The 18,658-nt window shown below is 57.6% G+C and carries 16 protein-coding genes; 9 read left to right on the plus strand and 7 right to left on the minus strand.

What is annotated here, in order from left to right; translation table 11 throughout:
* Positions 1-60: 60 nt before the first annotated feature.
* The 5 genes from Q9R35_RS11130 to Q9R35_RS11150 form a co-directional block, all read right to left on the minus strand.
* Complete coding sequence (locus tag Q9R35_RS11130) at positions 61-714, minus strand: formate dehydrogenase subunit gamma (protein ID WP_026483687.1); 654 nt, start codon at positions 712-714, stop codon at positions 61-63.
* The gene (gene fdxH, locus Q9R35_RS11135; protein ID WP_149720898.1) at positions 707-1,624 is read right to left on the minus strand and encodes a formate dehydrogenase subunit beta; all 918 of its coding nucleotides are present in this window, start codon (positions 1,622-1,624) and stop codon (positions 707-709) included. Before fdxH ends, Q9R35_RS11130 begins: the two co-directional genes overlap by 8 nt.
* A 3-nt stretch (positions 1,625-1,627) precedes the next feature.
* Positions 1,628-4,702 carry a formate dehydrogenase-N subunit alpha gene (gene fdnG / locus Q9R35_RS11140; protein ID WP_270117525.1) on the minus strand — a complete coding sequence of 1,025 codons (3,075 nt, stop codon included), beginning with the start codon at positions 4,700-4,702 and terminating at the stop codon, positions 1,628-1,630.
* Between the two features lie 237 nt (positions 4,703-4,939).
* A complete protein-coding gene (locus Q9R35_RS11145; protein WP_042486141.1) occupies positions 4,940-5,614 on the minus strand; it encodes a DUF1971 domain-containing protein in 675 nt (224 codons plus the stop codon).
* A gap of 88 nt (positions 5,615-5,702) precedes the next feature.
* On the minus strand, positions 5,703-6,416 hold the full coding sequence (locus tag Q9R35_RS11150) for a Crp/Fnr family transcriptional regulator (protein WP_270117522.1): 714 nt from the start codon (positions 6,414-6,416) through the stop codon (positions 5,703-5,705).
* 358 nt (positions 6,417-6,774) lie between these two features.
* Here Q9R35_RS11150 and Q9R35_RS11155 point away from each other — a divergent pair, with 358 nt between their 5' ends.
* The 6 genes from Q9R35_RS11155 (at position 6,775) to Q9R35_RS11180 (ending at position 12,880) form a co-directional block, all read left to right on the plus strand.
* A complete protein-coding gene (locus tag Q9R35_RS11155) occupies positions 6,775-7,758 on the plus strand; it encodes an MqnA/MqnD/SBP family protein (protein WP_311219857.1) in 984 nt (327 codons plus the stop codon).
* The gene (locus Q9R35_RS11160; RefSeq protein WP_311219858.1) at positions 7,755-8,534 is read left to right on the plus strand and encodes an ABC transporter permease; all 780 of its coding nucleotides are present in this window, start codon (positions 7,755-7,757) and stop codon (positions 8,532-8,534) included. The genes Q9R35_RS11155 and Q9R35_RS11160 overlap by 4 nt, the downstream gene beginning before the upstream one ends.
* Positions 8,527-9,228 (plus strand): ABC transporter ATP-binding protein, encoded by a 702-nt coding sequence (locus Q9R35_RS11165; protein ID WP_086069053.1) that lies wholly within the window; start codon positions 8,527-8,529, stop codon positions 9,226-9,228. Before Q9R35_RS11160 ends, Q9R35_RS11165 begins: the two co-directional genes overlap by 8 nt.
* Positions 9,225-9,668 carry a CopD family copper resistance protein gene (locus Q9R35_RS11170; protein WP_035270184.1) on the plus strand — a complete coding sequence of 148 codons (444 nt, stop codon included), beginning with the start codon at positions 9,225-9,227 and terminating at the stop codon, positions 9,666-9,668. Before Q9R35_RS11165 ends, Q9R35_RS11170 begins: the two co-directional genes overlap by 4 nt.
* Positions 9,669-9,691: 23 nt before the next feature.
* Positions 9,692-11,800: a TonB-dependent receptor gene (locus Q9R35_RS11175; protein WP_311219859.1), complete on the plus strand. Its 2,109-nt coding sequence runs from the start codon at positions 9,692-9,694 to the stop codon at positions 11,798-11,800.
* Between the two features lie 660 nt (positions 11,801-12,460).
* On the plus strand, positions 12,461-12,880 hold the full coding sequence (locus Q9R35_RS11180; RefSeq protein ID WP_081251488.1) for a helix-turn-helix transcriptional regulator: 420 nt from the start codon (positions 12,461-12,463) through the stop codon (positions 12,878-12,880).
* 143 nt (positions 12,881-13,023) lie between these two features.
* Here Q9R35_RS11180 and Q9R35_RS11185 read toward each other — a convergent pair whose 3' ends face one another.
* Positions 13,024-13,974 carry a carbon-nitrogen hydrolase family protein gene (locus Q9R35_RS11185; RefSeq protein WP_311219860.1) on the minus strand — a complete coding sequence of 317 codons (951 nt, stop codon included), beginning with the start codon at positions 13,972-13,974 and terminating at the stop codon, positions 13,024-13,026.
* A 20-nt stretch (positions 13,975-13,994) separates the two neighbouring features.
* Positions 13,995-15,317 (minus strand): MFS transporter, encoded by a 1,323-nt coding sequence (locus Q9R35_RS11190; RefSeq protein WP_042485943.1) that lies wholly within the window; start codon positions 15,315-15,317, stop codon positions 13,995-13,997.
* Positions 15,318-15,452: 135 nt separating this feature from the next.
* Here Q9R35_RS11190 and Q9R35_RS11195 point away from each other — a divergent pair, with 135 nt between their 5' ends.
* From Q9R35_RS11195 to Q9R35_RS11205, 3 genes are all read left to right on the plus strand, one after another.
* Positions 15,453-16,352: a LysR family transcriptional regulator gene (locus Q9R35_RS11195; protein ID WP_223253989.1), complete on the plus strand. Its 900-nt coding sequence runs from the start codon at positions 15,453-15,455 to the stop codon at positions 16,350-16,352.
* A 67-nt stretch (positions 16,353-16,419) separates the two neighbouring features.
* A complete protein-coding gene (locus tag Q9R35_RS11200) occupies positions 16,420-17,103 on the plus strand; it encodes a response regulator (protein ID WP_042485950.1) in 684 nt (227 codons plus the stop codon).
* A gap of 30 nt (positions 17,104-17,133) precedes the next feature.
* Positions 17,134-18,534 (plus strand): sensor histidine kinase, encoded by a 1,401-nt coding sequence (locus Q9R35_RS11205; protein ID WP_226791391.1) that lies wholly within the window; start codon positions 17,134-17,136, stop codon positions 18,532-18,534.
* The last annotated feature ends 124 nt before the right edge of the window (positions 18,535-18,658 follow it).

Consider the following 18,658-nt stretch of genomic DNA (forward strand, 5'->3'; position numbering starts at 1 on the left):
AAGGCTGCCATGCCCGAAATGGTGCATGGCAGCCGGGTTACTTATGTACCAAAGCCCCGCTTATTCGGCAGGACGGCTGGGACCTTTTTCCATTTCTTCACGGAACCAGGCGCGGTGGTGTTTCCAGGCCCAGGCACGGGTGACCGTGCCACGGGTCATGGCTTTGACCGAACCCTTTACCCAGATACCGGCGTAAATATGCACGATAATCGCGCAAATCATCAGCAGGGCGCAAACCGCGTGCAGCACGGAGGCCAGGCGGATAGCCCAGATGGGGAAGAAGGCGGAAAAGTATTCGCGCCACATCACCACACCGGTTGCCAGCAGGCCGATCATGAAGATCACCAAAGCAAAAAACAGGATTTTTTGCCCGGCGTTATAGCGGCCTACTTCGGGAATGCGCTCGTCCTTGGCATTGAGCACGTCCTTGAAGTGACGCAGCCAGGCCGCGTCACCCTTGGAGAACATATTGTGCCGTACCATGCGAGCCGCAAACAGGAAAAAGCACACAAACATCACCACGCCAATAAACGGGTGAAGAATGCGTGTCCACGGACCGCCGCCAAACAGATTGGTCAGCCAGAACATTGACGGATGAAACAGCGCCAGCCCGGACAAGGCCAGCAGCACAAAGCTCATGGCAATGATCCAGTGATTAATGCGCTGACTGGTGGTGTAGCGCTGAATCATGCCCTTGCGGTTGTGATCAGTCATGGTGAGCCTCCTGGATCTTGCGTGCGTCCTCGTCGGCGCGGCGCTCGTCTTCCTCGTCAGTCTCGTTAGGACCGGTTCGGATGTAGTGGAAGAAACCAATCAGGGCGGTCAGTGCCATGGCAGCAACCCCCAGTGGTTTGGCCACTCCCTTCCAGAGCGAGACCATCGGACTGATCTGCGGGTCTTTGGGCAGATCGCTGTACAGCTCGGGCTTGTCGGCGTGGTGCAGCACGTACATGACGTGGGTGCCGCCCACTCCGGCCGGGTCGTACAGACCGGCGTTCTCAAAGCCACGCGATTTCAGGTCTTCGATACGCTCTTCAGCGTGGTGCTGCATGTCTTCTTTCGTACCGAACACAATCGCGCCGGTAGGACAGGTCTTGGCACAGGCCGGTTCCTGTCCGACCGCGACACGGTCTGAACACAAGGTGCACTTGTAGGCTTTCTTGTCCTTTTCCGAGATGCGGGGCACATCAAAAGGACAGCCGGTCACGCAGTAGCCGCAGCCAATGCAGTTTTCCTCGTGGAAATCCACAATGCCGTTGGTGTACTGCACGATGGCGCCCGGCGAGGGACAGGCCTTCAGGCAGCCTGGGTCCTCGCAGTGCATACAGCCGTCTTTGCGAATCAGCCATTCCAGATCGCCAGCGGGGTTTTCATACTCCGCAAAACGCATGATGGTCCAGGACTTGTCGGTCAGGTCAGCCGGGTTGTCATACACCCCGACGTTGTGGCCGATTTCGTCGCGCGTATCGTTCCATTCCATGCAGGCGACCTGACAGGCCTTACAGCCAATGCACTTACTGGTGTCGATCAGCTTGGCCACCTCCCCGCCCACGGGCTCGCGCACGCTGGGCATGGGGGTGGTGGTTGCGGAGCGCCGTTTGATATCAAGTGATTGCAAGGCCATGGCTTACTCCTTAATCTTTTCAAGTTGAACCAGGAAGGCCTTGGTCTCTGGCGTTTGCGAGTTGCCATCACCCACGGGTGGTGTCAGTGCATTGATCAGGAAACCGGGTCGTGCCAGACCCACAAATCCCCAGTGCAGCGGGATACCCACCTGGTGGACAACCTTGCCATCCACGTTCAGGGCCTTGATGCGCTTGGTCACCACCGCCACGGCCTTGATGTAGCCACGGTTGGAGGACACCTTGACGCGGTCGCCTTGCACAATGCCCACTTCCTTGGCCAGTTCCTCGCCAATTTCCACAAACTGTTCCGGCTGCACGATGGCGTTCAGCTTCACGTGCTTGGTCCAGTAGTGGAAGTGCTCGGTCAGGCGGTAGGTCGTGCCCACATAGGGGAACTTGTCTACCGTACCCATGGCTGCCAGGTCGTCCTTGAAGATACGCGCTGCCGGGTTGGTCAGGGCACGTGGCTCGTCAGGACTGAGCGGGTTGTAGCTGAGCGGGCTTTCAAAGGGCTCGTAGTGCTCGGGGAAGGGGCCTTCTGCCATGCCTTTACGGGCAAAGAAGCGGGCGACACCTTCGGGGTTCATGATGAACGGACCCATGCCATCAGCCGGATTTTCATCGGCCTTGTAGTCAGGGACGTCCGCACCACCCCAGCGCTTGCCATCCCAGTGAACCAGGCTGCGGCGTGGGTCAAAGGGCTTGCCGGTCAGGTCACAGGAAGCACGGTTGTAGAGCACGCGGCGGTTTGCTGGCCAGGCCCAGGCCCAGTTCAGCGTCTGGCCGATGCCGGTTGGGTCGCTATTGTCGCGGCGAGCCATCATATTGCCTTGCTGCGTCCAGGCACCGGCATAGATCCAGCAACCGCTAAGCGTGGTGCCGTCGTCGCGCAATTCGGCAAAGCCATCCAGCTGCTCGCCTGCTTTACGCGTGATCTTGGTCGGATCCTTGGGATCATGCAGATCCACGAGTGCGCGGCCCGAATATTCCTTGGCCAGTTCAGCGGCGGTTGGATCATCCGGGTTGGAGTAGGGCCAGGACAGGTTCAGGATCGGATCAGGGAAGGCGCCGCCTTCTTTCTGGTACAGCGAGCGAATACGCGTGAACAGCGTACTCATGATTTCGATGTCGCTCTTGGCCTCGCCCGGAGGGTTGGCGGCCTTCCAGTGCCATTGCAACCAGCGGCCCGAGTTCACCAGTGCGCCTTCTTCCTCGGCGAAACAGGTGGTGGGCAGACGGAAGACTTCGGTCTGGATGGAAGCGGAATCGACATCATTGTGCTCGCCATAGTTCTTCCAGAACTCTGACGTTTCCGTGACCAGCGGGTCCATGATGACCATGTACTTGAGCTTGGAGAAACCACGCAGCAGCTTGGCCTTGTACGGTGCCGCCGCCAGGGGGTTGAAGCCCTGACAGATGTAGCCGGTCATCTTGCCTTCGTCCATCAGCTCGAACACTTGCAGCATGTCGTAGAGCTTGTCCAGCTTGGGCAGATAGTCGTAGGCCCAGTTGTTCTCGGCCTGGGCGGCATCACCAAACCAGGCCTTCATCAGGCTGACGTGGAACTTCTTGTAGTTGCGCCAGTAGCTTAGCTGGTTGGGGCGGAGCGGTTGTTGGGCACGCGCGCCAATGTAGCCGTCAAACTCTTTCTCGGCCTGGTTGGGCAAAGTCAGATAGCCGGGCAGCAGGTTGGACATCAAACCCAGGTCAGTCAGACCCTGAATGTTGGAGTGTCCGCGCAGCGCGTTCATGCCACCGCCGGCAATACCAATATTGCCCAGCAGCAGCTGGACCATGGCGCCGGTACGGATGATCTGCGAACCAATCGTATGTTGCGTCCAGCCCAGTGCATACAAAATGGTGCCAGCACGACCCGGCTCAGCGGTCGAGGCCAGCATTTCACAGACTTTCAGGAACTTGTCCTTGGGCGTGCCACAGACGCGTTCCACCATCTCGGGCGTGTAGCGCTCGTAGTGCTTGCGCAGCAGTTGGTAGACCGAGCGTGGGTGTTGCAAGGTGGGGTCGGTTTTGACGTAGCCGTCCTCGCCCAGCTCGTAGTCCCAGGAGGACTTGTCGTAGCTGCGTTTTTCTTCGTTGTAGCCCGAATACAGCCCCTGCTCGAAGTCAAAGTCTTCGCGCACGATAAAGGGCATATCGGTGTAGTTGCGCACGTATTCGTGCTGGATCTTGTCGTTGTCCAGCAGGTATTTGATGACGCCACCCAGGAAGGTGATGTCACTACCGGTACGTATAGGCGCGTAATAGTCCGCCACGGATGCCGAACGCGTAAAGCGTGGATCCACAACGATCAGTTTTGCATTGTTATGTGCTTTGGCCTCGGTCACCCATTTGAAACCACAGGGGTGCGCCTCGGCTGCGTTGCCGCCCATAATCAGCACAATATCCGCGTTCTTGATGTCGACCCAATGGTTCGTCATCGCTCCACGGCCAAACGTCGGGGCAAGACCTGCCACCGTCGGGCCGTGTCAGACACGTGCTTGGTTATCGAACGCCAGAACACCCATGCTGCGGATGACTTTATGGGTGACATAGCCCACTTCGTTACTGCTTGCCGAAGCAGCCAGCATGCCAGTGGTCAGCCAACGGTTGACGACAGTGCCGTCTTCAGCCGTGGTCTGGAAGTTGGCGTCGCGGTCTTCTTTCATCAGCTTGGCAATACGCGTGAAAGCGTCTTCCCAGGAGATGCGTTCCCATTTGTCCGAGCCAGCGGCGCGGTATTCGGGGTATTTGAGTCGGTTGGGGCTCTTGATGAAATCCACCAAGCCTGCGCCCTTGGGACAGAGTGTGCCGCGGTTGACCGGGTGGTCCGCGTCGCCTTCGATGTGAACCACGCTGGGCTCGGCATTCATGGCACCGTCACCACGGGAATACAGCAGCACTCCACAGGCTACAGAACAGTAAGGACAGGTATTTCGCGTCTCTGTCATGCGGGTCAGTTTGTACTGCCTGACTTCCGCCATGGCGGGGGTGGGCGCAGCGCCCAGCAAAACCATGCTGGAACTGGCCAGCGAGGCCCCCGTCACTTTGAAGAACTGACGCCGATTCATGTTCACCATGCGGCTCTCCAATAGGATTGTGTTTTCGTGTTTGAAATCGTGAGGGGAGTCGCCTTGTGAGCTCTGCCCCTGTTTTATAGTTGAACAGTATAAGCGTTGAACTTATGGGTTACTGCCCAAAGGGCGTGACTAATTGATCAAGGACAATCTTGATTCTATTGAGGTTTTCACGCCGGAGCCGCAAGTGTAGTCGGTGATGCGGGTATTCACCTACTATTTGCAAGGGATTTTTTCAATTTAGCGGGCTTGTTTGAAGAATTCGATCTGAAAGCTGCCGGGCAGCTCGAACTCCACGTGGTGCAGAATCTGGGGCTCGATGACCACGCATTGGCCGGCTGTCAGGACTACTTCGGTAAAGGGCTCCTGGTCCAGCGCAAAGCGCAGTACGCCGGTTTGAACCCGCAGCAGGCCCCAGGTGCCGGCCTTGGTGTTGTGGGCACGGCGCAGGGCCTCGGGCAAATTGTCCGGCGTGAAAACGGGGGATTGGCTGTAGCGTTCCAGCCCTTCGGGCAGGGTGTCGGGCAGGCGCGTTTGATTGCTTTGCGCCTGATAGGTTTGCCAGAGTTTGGCGGCAATTCGGTCTGCCATGGCGTCTGCCTTTTCTTGCAGGGCGGGTTTGCCCAGATTGGCCGTGGTTTGGTGGAAAATTTCCAGCCAGCGTTCAAACAAGGGCCAGGATAACTCGGGCAGGGCCGCATGGCGCGCAATCGGGGCGCCCTTGAAGCGGCGTGTGCCCAGCAAAATGGCCGACCAGAAATCACACAGCATATCCAGATGCTCGTCCCAGTCCTGCACATGGTGTTCAAAAATCGGGCCTAGTTGTACATCTTGCCGTACCTGGGCGTAGAACTGGGTCACCAGTTGGCGGATGTCGGCTTCGGTGTAATCGGCCTGCGGCGGCGAGTGTGTCATGGGTATCAAGCCTGAGAAGCTAAAAGTCGGCATTCTCGGTCTGCTTGAAAGGGTCTCCAATGACAAAAGTCATGAGTGCGTCGATCGCTTAAAAAGAGCGTTGGGCTGGACTGGCCAAACGGCGCAGGTGGGCCTGGTCATGTACCTGCCAGTCGCTGCGCTTGCCGCTGACATAACCACGCGCCTGCCAGTCGGTAAACAAGCGGCTCAAGGTTTCTGCCCGTATGCCCAAATGGGCGGCCAGTTGCCGTTGGTTCAAGGGCAATTGGATATGTTCCCCTTGGCGGGCCTGCAGATTCAGCAAGTAGTTCGCCAGGCGCTCGGCGGCCGAGCTGGCGGAAAACCAGTCTACTTTATTGACCTGGGCATACAAGGCGCTGCTCAGGCCAGCCATTATGTTCATGGCCAGTTCGGGCCAGCGGCGGCAGGCTTCTTGCAGACTGCTGCGCGAGAGCTTGTAGACGCGTACTGTCCCTTTGGCGCGGGCGCACATGGGGTAGCGACCATGCGGCATGAACATGGCGGCTTCCGCTACCAGTTGGCCGGGCTCGAATACGTTGAAAACACGTTCGTCGCCATTTTGGCTGTAGCGCAGGATTTCTACCTGGCCGCTATCGACCAGCAAGCAATAGCGGGCCTCGTCACCTTCATTGAACAGAATCTGGCCGGCGCTGGCGTGCTGAGCCAGGGCGTCATGGCACAAATGCTGGATGACCTCGATGGGCAGACCTTGCAGGAGGCGGTGGCGGGCCAGCAATTCAAACAAAGCTGGACACGGGCCGGGCATGTTGACTTTTGTCATTGGGGCGCTGGGATGAAGATGGGAGAATTCCCATTTGATAATAGTTCTCATTATACGAATCTTCATGCCATATATCTATCAAGGGTTTTGCCGCTGGGTTGCTCCCCAGGCAAAAAGTGCCCGTTCAGACAGAGGGCAGCAGGCTATAGCCAGCCATGCGCGTGGGCTTTCCTTAAACCAGGCTGCTCCCAAGGCAATCGATGCTGGCTTATCGGGTAAGCATGCTGCCATGCTCCGTCTGGATGAACCTGATCTAAAAAACGGGGCACAGGTTCACGTTTTGGGTGGAGTTAAGGAGCGGGTTCTTGCTCGGTTTGCCTCTAAGGCGCTGGGTAACTCCAAAAGAGATGGCCGTGGGATGCTCGTTCGCAAAGTCTTGAGCCGTGTTTTGCCTGGCTTGCTCCTGGTCTCGCTGGCAGTAGGTGCCCAGGCCGCTCCCCGTTACGAGTCTCTGACTCTGGCCGGTCCCGGCGCGGTGGTGTCCTATCCCTTGATGCATATGGCGCAGACCCAGGCCTTGAGCCAATACACGGACAAGCTGGAGTTTCGTCTTTGGCAGAACCCGGATCAGTTGCGTGTCCTGCTGGCAAAGAAAGAAGTGGATTACAGCGCTGCGCCCAGCAATTTGTCCGCTTTGATGTTCAACAAAGGGCAGGCCGTCAAACAGCTGAATATCTCGGTCTGGGGGATTTTGTGGCTGGTCAGCCGTGATCCTGCCGTCAAGAGCTTTAGCGATCTGGCCGGTAAAGAACTGCTGGTGCCATTCCAACGTGATCTGCCTGCTGTCCTACTGGACACCTTGCTGGCCAAGCAAGCCGAACCGGGCAAGGAAGCCGTGCGCTTGCGCCGTACCCGTGATGCTCAGGATGCGATTGCCTTGATGCTGACCGGGCAGGGCGATCAGGCCCTGCTGGTTGAACCTACTGCCTCCTTGCTCTTGTGGCAGGCCGAGCAGAAAAAGGTGGAACTGCATCGCGGCCAAAGTCTGGAGCAAGCCTGGGCCGAGGTGTTCCCTTCGCAACAGGCGCTGCCTCAAGCCGGTGTCATGGCTAACGTCACCGTTGCCCACGATACCGAGCTGAATCAGGCCGTGGAACGGGCTTATGCCGAGTCGGCCCGTTGGTGCAGCCAGCAGCCGCAAGAGTGCGCCCAAATGGTTCATGGCTATTTGCCCCAGTTCCCGGTTCCGGCAATTCAAACCGCGATTGAAAAGACTCGTCTGGACAGCCGCCCGGCCACTGAAATCCGTCTTCAACTGGAAGCGCTGTACCAATTGCTGGCGGATCAGCATCCCCAAGCCTTGGGTGGTGGTCTGCCTGCTGCCGGGTTTTATGGACCATGAAAACCTGGTCTCATTTAACGGCCCGTAGCTCTCGTGCATGGGGCGTAGCGGGCGTGCTGCTGATCTTGCTGTGCTGGCAGATCAGCGCCATGTTTCTGGGGCCTTTGCTGATGGCCTCGCCCATAGAAACCGCTCGTGCGATTCCGCGCTTGATGATGTCCGTCCATTTTCTGAATGACGCCGGAGCCAGTTTGCTGCGCGTGGCCATTGGCGTCAGCGTAGGTTGTTCCATTGGTTTCACGCTAGGCATTTTGGCGGCGCACAGTCCGCGGCTGCGCGGCTTGCTGGAACCTTTACGTTGGTTGTTGATGGCGATTCCGCCTGTGGTGGTGGTTGTGCTGGCCATGCTCTGGTTTGGTCTGGGTTCGGGCATGGTGATTTTCATGACAGTGCTGATGATGGTGCCGGGCATGTACGTGAACACCGTCAAAGGCATGTTGCAGGTGGACCGCGATCTGATCGAAATGAGCCACGTTTACCGCTTTGGCTGGTGGCGTCGTCTGCGTCACCTGTATCTGCCTTCCCTGACGGCCCCCTTGACGGCTGCTTTGCTGATCGCTTGCTGCGGTGGTGTGCGTCTGGTGGTGATGGCCGAAGTGCTGGGTGCGGAAAGTGGTGCGGGCTATGCCCTGGCCAATGCGCGCAGCACCTTTGACAGTGCCGAGCTGTATGCCTGGGTGGTGCTGATTCTGGGCTTGGTCGCCGCGATTGAATTTGTCCTGCTGCAACCCTTGCAGCGTCGTCTGGGACAGTGGCGGGAGGACAGCCATGCTTGAGCTAAGCCATGTGCAAGTCCTGTTCGGGCAAAAACCGGTTTTGCAGGATTTAAGTTTCACCTTGAAAGCCGGGCAGCGCCTGGGCGTTCTGGGGCCTAGCGGTGAAGGCAAAAGCACCTTGCTGCGTTTGGTGGCCGGGCTGATCAAGCCCGATAACGGCCAGATCTGGAACGAATTTCGTCATCCCGTGCTGGTGTTTCAGCAGCCTCGTTTGCTGCCTTGGCGCAGCGTACTGGACAACGTGCAGATTCCGCTACGTGCGCAAGGTTTGTCCGCTACGCAAGCCAAAGAGCGTGCCATGTATTGGCTGGGGCAGGTGGAACTGGCCGATGTCGTCCAGTCCTGGCCCGGCGAGTTGTCAGGTGGCATGGCGCAACGGGTGGCACTGGCCCGCGCCTTTGCCTTGCAGCCGGATCTTTTGCTGCTGGACGAACCTTTTAGCGCTCTGGACCCGGCCCTGCGTAACAGCCTGGCTCAAGTCTGCCTGCGTTGTCTGGAAGAAACTGGAGCGGCGCTGCTGTACGTCAGCCATCAACCCCGTGAGTTGATGCGGGTCGCTGATTCCTGCCTGCTGCTGCAAAAGGGACAAGGCCAGCTGTTTGAGCCTGTGGCCCCGGCGGATACCGCTGCTCGTGAATGCCTGGCCGATTCCTTGTACGCCCAACTTTTGTCTCAGGAGGCTTTGACGCCATGACTGCCTATCCCGTGATTCTGTTGTTCCATCTGTTTGCCGCTTTGTTTTTCATCGGCACGGTGTTTTTTGAAGTCCTGATGCTGGAAGGCATACGCAAGCACGTTCCGCGAGAGGCCATGCGTACCCTGGAGATTGCGATTGGTGATCGCGCCCGCCGCATCATGCCCTGGGTGCTGCTGGTTCTGTACAGCGCCGGGATAGGTCTGGCCTGGCATCACCGCGCTGCGCTGGCCCATCCTTTTGACAACACCCTGGGTCTGTTTCTGACGATCAAGATTCTGTTGGCGCTCAGCGTTTTTGGCCACTTTCTGACGGCCATGACTTTGCGGCGCACCGGACGCATGAAGTCCATCCATTTCAAGCGGATTCACCTAAGCGTGTTCTGTCACATGGTCGGGATCGTGATCCTGGCCAAGACCATGTTTTATCTGCACTGGTAATTTCACTTTCTATCGAGAATACGATGTCACACGTTCCTGTATTGCGTCGGCTGACAGTCAGCCTGGCGCTGGGAGGGCTGTGGTCGGGCGCCGCCTGGGCCGACCCGTCTACCTCCACCCTGTCTCCCATTGTCATCAAGGCGCCTGTCGGGCAAAGCGTGCTGCAGGCTGACCTGCGACAAGAGAAAGCCCGCCTGGACGCCGTGCCCGGTGGCACCAACTTGATTCAGCCGCAGGAAGAAGTGCGTCTGGTGACCTTGCGCGATGCCCTGGATTATCAACCCGGTCTGGTGGTGCAGGATTTCTTTGGCGGGATTGATCAGCCACGGCTCAATATTCGCGGTTCGGGCATTCAAAGCAATCCGGTCAATCGAGGTGTCTTGTTGCTACAGGATGGCCTGCCTTTGAACGAGGCGGATGGCTCTTTTGTGATTGGTTTTCTGGAACCGCGCAACAGCTCCTTGATCAGCGTGCGGCGTGGTGCCAATGCCTTGTCCGCCAGTGCAACCACCTTGGGGGGCGAGCTGGACTTCCGTTCGATGAATGGCACACAGGGCGATGCCATCAGTGTGGAAGGTGGCAGCTTCGGGCGTCTGGGCTTGTATGCCGCCAAAGGCTTTCAGACGGACGAGTTTGATGGGCGATTGGCCGTCAGCCATGACAAGGCCGATGGCTATCGCCATCACTCGGATTCCGAGCGCACGAATGTGCAGGGCAATATCGGTTTCAAGCGCGGGCAGTTCGAGAACCGCACTTACCTGTCCTATGTGGATTTGAAGTTTGATATTCCCAATGTGGTCCCGCGTGAGCGTCTTTACAGCGATCCGCGCAGTGTAATGGGGGACTATGGCACGCCGCAGGATATGGCGGCCAATGTCTATAAGCGTGATCCGAATCGCAAGGCCACTCAATTCCGTTTGGCTAACCGTAGTTATTGGGGTACCGAGGATTTCAACCAGACCGTGGGCCTGTACTGGCAGACGGTGGACGATACCTTTACGAATCCGCAGGTGTCTTCGCCCACCAAGGGGAATACCTATGGCGCACAGTGGCAGTTGGCCGGTCGTGAAGGCAGCCTGGATTATCGCCTTGCCCTGGACTGGGCGCGCAGTGATATGGATCGTGAGTTGTATGCGGTCAATCCTGCCAATGGCAGCCGTGCCTTGTTCTTTGGGGACTATCGCCTGCGGGCTGAAAACCGCAATGCGCTGTTGGGTTTGAGCTGGAAGGTTGCGCCCCAGTGGACCGTGGTGGGGGATGTGAAGTACAGCCAGGCGATTCGTGATGCGCGCAATCGTTTGGGGGGCGATACCCTGAACCAGAAATGGTCTTACGCCAGCCCGAAACTGGGTGTGGTCTGGCAGCCATCCGAGGATTTGCGGGTGTTTGCCAATGTCAGCCGCAGTCATGAAGCGCCTACGTATTGGGAGATCATCAGTGCGGAAGTGCCGCAGCCCATGAATGTGCGCTCGGCCGTGACGGGGCTGACGGAATTGAATGTGCAAAAGGCCACGACTTTTGAGTTGGGCGGGGCCGGGCGTTTGGGTAGTGGCGAGTCGGCGGTGGACTGGTCTTTGGCCGTGTATCGCAGCAATGTGAAAGATGAGCTGATGGCTGTCAGTGATGCGGCAGGGGCGTCGTCGGTGACGTTCAACTATGGTGATCGTACGCGGCATCAGGGTGTGGAGGCGGGTTTGAGCGGTTCTTTGCCTGCTCCGGCGGCAGGGCGTTGGGACTATCGTCTGTCCTATACCTACAGTGATTTCCGTTTCCGTGGCGGCGAGTATGAAGGCAATCGTATTGCCGGGGTGCCCAAGCATTTGCTGGGAGCAGAGCTGATGTATCGCCGTGGTGGCTGGCGTTTTGGGCCGAATGTGCGCTGGCTGGCTTCGGATACGCCAACCAATCATCAGAATGTGGAAGGCACGCATCAAAATGCCTATGCCATTTGGGGCTTCAAGGTCGCTTATCAGCATGACAAGCATTGGAGTGCTTATCTGATGGCGGATAACATTTTTGATAAGACTTACGCTAGCAGCTATGTGATTCGTCGCTCGGCTTCGGAGGCGATGCCGACTTATCTGGCGGGCAATGGCAGGAGTTTCTTTGGTGGGGTGAAATATAACTTCTGATTGTTTTGATGCCTGCAGGTTGTAGTTGGGGGGCGGAATAAGGACTCAGGCAGGAATTGTCTCAGTGAAGACGCCCCTCTGGCCTGCGCCGGGGCCTTGGGGCTTGAGCACTTGCCGGTGCTGCGCACCGGTCCCCTTGTCGAGAGATCAGGCAGGGCGCACCCAGAACTCACCCGGTACTTGGTCCCCCGGACCAAGTACAAGCGTCGGGTTCAAACAGCTGGGCGCTTGAACCCCTGCCTGATCTCTCGCCCGCGGCAAGCACTCTGAATCGCCCCAAGGCCCCGGCGCAGGCCAGAGGGGCGCACAGGGGATTCACGCCTTAGGGGTTCTGACTCTGGGCTTTGGATTTGGGCTTTGTTGCGCAATGCCTTGGATAGGCCGCGACTTTAGATGCTGTGCTTGGGCGGGTTCAGGGTTTCTTGTGTCTAAACTTGGTGTTGCTGGTTGTAGTTGTAGTTGTGCGTAGTACTGTGTTCTGAAAGAGTGCCTCTGACGTGTTCAGGGGCATTTTTTATGGTTTGTCTGGATGTGTATCTTGATCAGGATCAGCCGATAGGGTGGGTTGGGTGCACTTTCAGAATTATCTGACAGACCGGGCTGGAACGGGTCGGTAAGTTCTGGGTATACCGTCCTCTTACATCCTTAGGTTTGTCGGCCATGATGAATACATACTTGTTGACCACAGAAGATATTGATCCTCGCACATTGCCCGAGCAGGCTGTGCTGTATGCCCATCTGTTGACACGCGACTCCCTGAAAGATGAGTGTGTGCGCAAGCTGGTGGCCGCACCGCGTTTTGTGCGCTCGGACAAGGGTATTCCGTATGCGGTGCTCAAGGATATGCGCACGCATCGCTGGACCTTGATTCGAGCCTGGCGCGAGTATCTGGAGATCAAGCGCGAACGCCTGGCTGGCCGGCTGGGGATCAGCGTGGCGGAATATAACGTGATCGAGAAAGGGCTTGTTCCGTTGAGCCAGACGATGCTGGCTCTTCTGGCGCAGGGAATGGGTCTGGACGAGACGCAGTTGCAGGTGTCTACGTATCAGCCCGTGCTGGACCCCTTGGCTTTGAGCTAGAGCCAAAGGGTTAAAAAAGAAAGCTGTCACAGGAAAGAGCAGGTACAGGGAGCAAGCTGTCCCTGGCTCTGAAGCAGGTCCGGCCCCCTCACGTCAAAAGCGCGATGGGGCCGGTTTTTTTTAAGGTGCAGGATGGAGCGGTTTTATTCGCCTGAGTCTTCGGTTTGCAGCTTCACAACCTGTTTGGCGCGGGTGTCTACATGCAGGGAGAAGATGTCAGGACGCGAGTAGTGGCCGTAGACGTCAAAGTCCAGATTGGCCTGTTTGAGCAGGTCCATGTCCAGCTCGGCATACAGCTCGGTTTCTTCGTCGAACACCGGGCCGGCCAGCACTTCGCCGGTAGGGCTGACGATCATGCTGCCGCCGTGCATCACGTAGCTGTCCGGAGCAAATTCGCCGGGCAGGGCAAACTCTTTCTGGAAGGACTCGGGATAGTTGTTCAGGCGGATGGCCTGGCAGGCGGACAGTACAAACACTCGGCCTTCAACAGCGATGTGAATCATGGACGAGGCCCAGGTGGGGCGGTCGTCTGCCGTGGGGGCGCAGTACAGCTCGGTGCCTTGGGCGTACATGGTCTGACGCAGGGTGGGCATGTAGTTTTCCCAGCAGATCACGTTGCCGATACGGCCCATGGGAGTATCGACGGTGCCCATGGTGGAACCATCGCCAAAGCCCCAGACCAGACGTTCCTGACCAGTAGGCATCAGTTTGCGGTGGATGCCCACCACACCTTTGCCCGGAGCCAGTGTCAGCGCGGTGCAATACAAGGTGCGGCCCATTTTTTCGATCACACCCATCACGGTGTAGACCCCGGTTTGAGTAACGGCATCGGCCAGTGCTTCCAGTTCTAGACCTCCCAGAGTGACGGCACCTTCCACATACATCTGGTACAGGGCACGGCCTTCGGGACGGCGGTTGCCGATCACGCTGCCAAAGCTGATGCCTTTGGGATAGCCACCCAGAAAGGCTTCAGGAAAGACCGCCAGGGTGGCTCCGTTGGCGGCCACGCGCTGCAAGATGGCGGCGGCTTTTTCTACACTGCTGGCAGAGTCAAACGGGATGGACGCCGCTTGGATAACAGCAACTTTGCTCATAACTAGGTCTCCTTTAAAGGTCAGCCTGCGGACAAGTCCACGTTTTTGGTTTCAGGCAGGCGGGTATACAGGATCAGGAAGCACAGCAGGGATACCGCAGCCAGGTACCAGGCCGGTACGTTGGGGTTGCCTGTGTACTGGATCAGCGCAGCCGCAATGAAGGGGCCGGGGCCAGCCAGCAGTGCCGACGATACGTTGTGGCCCAGTGCGGCGCCAGTCGAGCGGATCGAGGCGGGGAACACTTCCACCAGCAGCACCACGTTCATGACGGCAGAGATGGCGACCAGGAAAGCCATGATGATCAGGCCCAGCAGGATCAGCGCAGGTTTGCCGGAGTTCATCATGATGAAGATCGGATAGGCCATGATCGTCAGGCCCGCAGCGGCAAACAAGGCCAGTTTGCGGCGACCATAGTGGTCCGAGAAGCGGCCAACCAGTGGGTGCAAAATGCAATACACCACCAGCGAGGCGCTGCACAACCACAGGGCAGAAGTCTTGCTCATGCCCAGAATGGAAACCAGGTGGTTATTGGCGTAGGTGATGAAGTAGTACAGCGACACCAGGAACAGCGCAGAGAAGGCAAAGGACAGAATAAAGGCATTGAGCTTGTCCTTGGAGGAAACACGTTCCAGGGTGTTGTTGGCCTTCTTTTCTTGCAGCTCGTGGTAGACGGGAGTGTCGTTCAGCTTGCGGCGGATAAAGACCGCGATGAAGGTCATCACGATGGACAGGACGAAAGGCACACGCCAGCCCCAGCTGTAGACCTGGGCTTCGGTCAAGGTTGCGTTGATGGCTGCGGCGGTCGCGGTACCCAGCAAGAAGGCGATGCCGGCGGTAAAGGTCACCACGCTGGCTGCCGTTGCACGACGGTTGGCGGGGGCGCTTTCCACCAGGAAAATACCGGCAGCGGACCACTCGCCGCCGACCATCATGCCTTGCAGGAAACGCAGCACAACCAGCAGGATGGGCGCCGTAATGCCGATGGTGTTGTAGCCGGGTAGCAGGCCGATCAGGGTCGTGAATACGCCCATGCCAAAGACCGTAATCATCAGCACGGTCTTGCGGCCAAAGCGGTCGCCAATGGGGCCCAGGATCAGGGCGCCAAAGGGGCGCGACACAAAGCCCACGGCAAATACGGCCAGGGACGACAGCAGGGAAACGCCAGTGGCGTCGGAGGGGAAGTAGATGCTGCCGATAATGGCTGCAAAGTAGCCATAGATAGCGAAGTCAAACCATTCCATAAAGTTGCCGATACCGACGGCAACAACTTGTTTTCTACTCAGGCCAGGCTGGCCTGGGGGTGCCGAATTGGCATGCGAAGGGGCGACGGTAGCAGTGCCCATAGATATCTCCTCGAGCAGGGCAGGTGAATACCTGCCCTTATTGTGGTTGTGGCTGATTTTTAGTCTAATCAAGCCAAATAATTATTCAAACTAATTAGAAAAATGGCTTCCATTAATATCGCTAATATCAGGCGGATGGACTTGAACTTGCTGCTGGTGTTCCAGTGCTTGATGAACGAGCGCAGCGTGACCAAGGCCGCCAACGCCTTGTTTCTGACCCAGGGCGCGGTCAGTGCGTCCTTGCGCAAGTTGCGGGTGGTGTTCAATGACGAGCTTTTTACGCGCGGTTCGCACGGGATGACACCTACGCATCGGGCCTTGGAGATCGCCCCGCAGATCTCCGAAGCCTTGAAAAGCATCTCCGCGCTGGTCACGTCCGATCAGGAGTTCGATCCCAGCCGCTCCAGCCGGGTTTTTCGCATCGCTTTGTCCGACGATCTGGAAAATATGCTGGCCAAACGCATGATTCGCATGGCGGACGAGCAGGGCTGGACGATCAGCTTCTCCTTCTATCAAACCAATAGCTATTTATGGCCGCAAAGCATGGTTGAGCATGGGGCGGATCTGGCGATCTGTTCCAGCCCCAAATTCCTGAGCACCATGCACAAGTCCCAAGTGCTGTTTTCCGCGTCGTATATTTGTGTCTACGACAAGGAAGCGACCCAGTTCTCTACGCCCATGAGCAAGCAGGAGTATCTGCATGCGCGTCATGGCCGGGTGTCCTTTGATGGTCTGCGCGGTTTTGTGGATGAGCTCTTCGATGCTGAACGCCTGCAACGCAAGGTCAAGGCTTCATTCACGCATTTTTCCGGGGCAATCAATGCGATTATTGGCAGCCCTTTGGTGCTGACCATGCCCGACTACGCTGCCCGCTCTTTTGCCGAGTGCAATAGCCGCCTGGCTGTATCCCCGGTGCCCTTGCGTGTGCCTTCCTTTGTGGTGTCCATGATCTGGGATATCAACAAGGAGCATGATGAGGAAAATCGCTGGTTACGTCGTTTTGTGCTGGAGCTGACCGAGCCGGTTAGCGCGTAAAGCGCTGCCAATACGATCTGGCGGCGTACTATTGCCCCCTGTTCTGCTTTCTTTTCTACTATCCGCCATGCGAATTTTATTGATTGAAGACGAGCCTGATTTGGCCCTTTGGCTGACCCGCAGCTTGCAGAAGAAAGGGTTTACGGTTGAATGGTCCAACGATGGAGTGGTGGCCTACCACCGTCTGCTGATCGAGGAGTTTGATGCTCTGGTTCTGGACCTGGGCTTGCCGGGTATGGATGGTCGTGCCTTGCTGGCCCGTTTGCGCTCGGAGGATAACCGCACGCCAGTGTTGATTTTGACGGCGCGTGACTCCTTGCAGGAGCGGGTGGAGGCGCTGGAGTGCGGGGCAGATGATTTCCTGCCCAAGCCGTTTCGTATTGAAGAACTGGTGGCCCGCGTCAATGCCCTGATTCGTCGTAGCCGTGGCAAGGACAAGCCTCGCATGGCATGTGCCAGCCTGGTTTATGACCTGTCCACGCAGCGTTTTACGCTGGACGGTGCGCTGTTGTCCGTGTCGCCGCGTGAGGCCGAGGTATTGCGTATTCTGGTGCAGCGTAGTGGCGAACCCGTGAACAAGCAGTTCATTCTGGATCGCCTTAACGAGAAGGATGAAGACGAAATCAATATTGAGGCCATCGAGGTGCTGGTGCATCGTTTGCGCAAGAAGTTGCAGGCCTCGGATGTCCACATCGTGACCTTGCGCGGCGTAGGCTACTGCCTGGAGCCGGTCAGCGACGATGAACCGTAACCTTATGCTCTTGCAGGAGGCCCTATGGCCATGAGCAGTCTGCGCCGCACCCTGTTGGTCATGCTGATTCCGGCGGCCTTGCTGACCTCGGGCGTGTCCCTGTTCATTTCCAGCATGACGCTGAAAGATCAGGTGAATGCAGCATTTGATCGCGCCTTGGCGGGGGCGTTGAAATCCATGTCGGCCAATGTGCTGACCATCAGCGGCGGGCTGGCCATGGAGCAGTCCTACTACATGATGGAGTTCATGGAATACACCATTAGCAGCCAGGTGTATTTCCGGGTGGCCACCGAAGATGGTTTGTCGGAAATCGGCTTTACGGGCATGCCTTTGCCATCGGCCAGGCTGGTAAATAATCAGCCGGTTTTCTATGACGCGCAGTATTTGGGAGAGCCTTTACGTATCGCAGCGGTGGCGTTGGAGTCGGATGGGCGGCTGCAAACCTACCAGGACAGCCGGGTTCTGATTCAGGCGGGCGAAAACCTGGGCGAACGCGACGAGTTCATCCGCAAAGTGATTATTCAAAACCTGATTCAGGACGTGGCAGTTCTCAGCCTGTTTACCGTGCTGATTCTGGTCGGGACCTTGCTGGCTTTGCGACCCTTGCGCAAGCTGAGCGCAGAGGTGCGGCATCGTTCGCCCGATAATCTGGAGCCTATCAGTGATGCCAGCTTGCCCCGAGAAGTGCGCCCCTTGGTGCAGACCATTAATTTGCAAATGGAGCGGTATGCGCGCAAATCACGCGAGCAGCAGCAGTTTCTGGATGATGCGTCACACCAGCTGAAAACCCCCTTGGCCGTCTTGCTGACCCAGGTGGACTTTGCCTTGACGCTGGCCAGGACAGATGAAATGAAAGAGGTGCTGGAGGCGATTCAGTCGCGCTTGAATAATACCGCCCAGATGACGCATCAAATGGTTGCCTTGTCACGTGTGCGCGATGCGGCTGATCAGTTGCGAAGCCGCGCTGCCTTGGGAACGGTAGATCTGTGTCAGCAGGCCGGTCAGGTGGTTGACGAGTTGTGGAGCCTGGCCAGGTCGCGTCGTCAGGATCTGGGGCTGGATGTACCTTCCACACCGGTGTGGGTGGCGGGAGAAGCCTGGCTATTGCAGCAGGCCGTGAGCAATATTGTCAGCAATGCCATCAAGTACTGTCCACGGGCGGCTCGCATCACCGTTTCAGTCAGGGAAGAGGGGGGAGTGTGCTGCCTGCAAGTGGAGGACGACGGCCCCGGCATGAGCGCGGACGATCTGGCCAAGGCGGGCCATCGCTTCCGACGGGGAGAAGCAGGCAAGGCTTTGCAAGGCTCGGGTCTGGGCTTGGCGATTGTGCAGGCTATCGCGCAAATTCATGGTGCTCGCATGAGCTTGCAGCCAGGACCGCAGCAGCGTGGCCTGATTGTGCGTTTGGAGTTCGAGGCGCTTGAACATTGAACTTTTAATCTAGGGTATACCCTTGAGATTGGCGGTTTTCGGCGGAATTGAAAGGTAGGCGAAAGCTTCGCTCCGGTAAGGTCGCAACCATTACAACTACGACGATCCTCCAGGAGGCGATCCA

This window comes from Alcaligenes sp. AB3, assembly GCF_031844565.1.
GTDB lineage: Bacteria > Pseudomonadota > Gammaproteobacteria > Burkholderiales > Burkholderiaceae_B > Alcaligenes > Alcaligenes faecalis.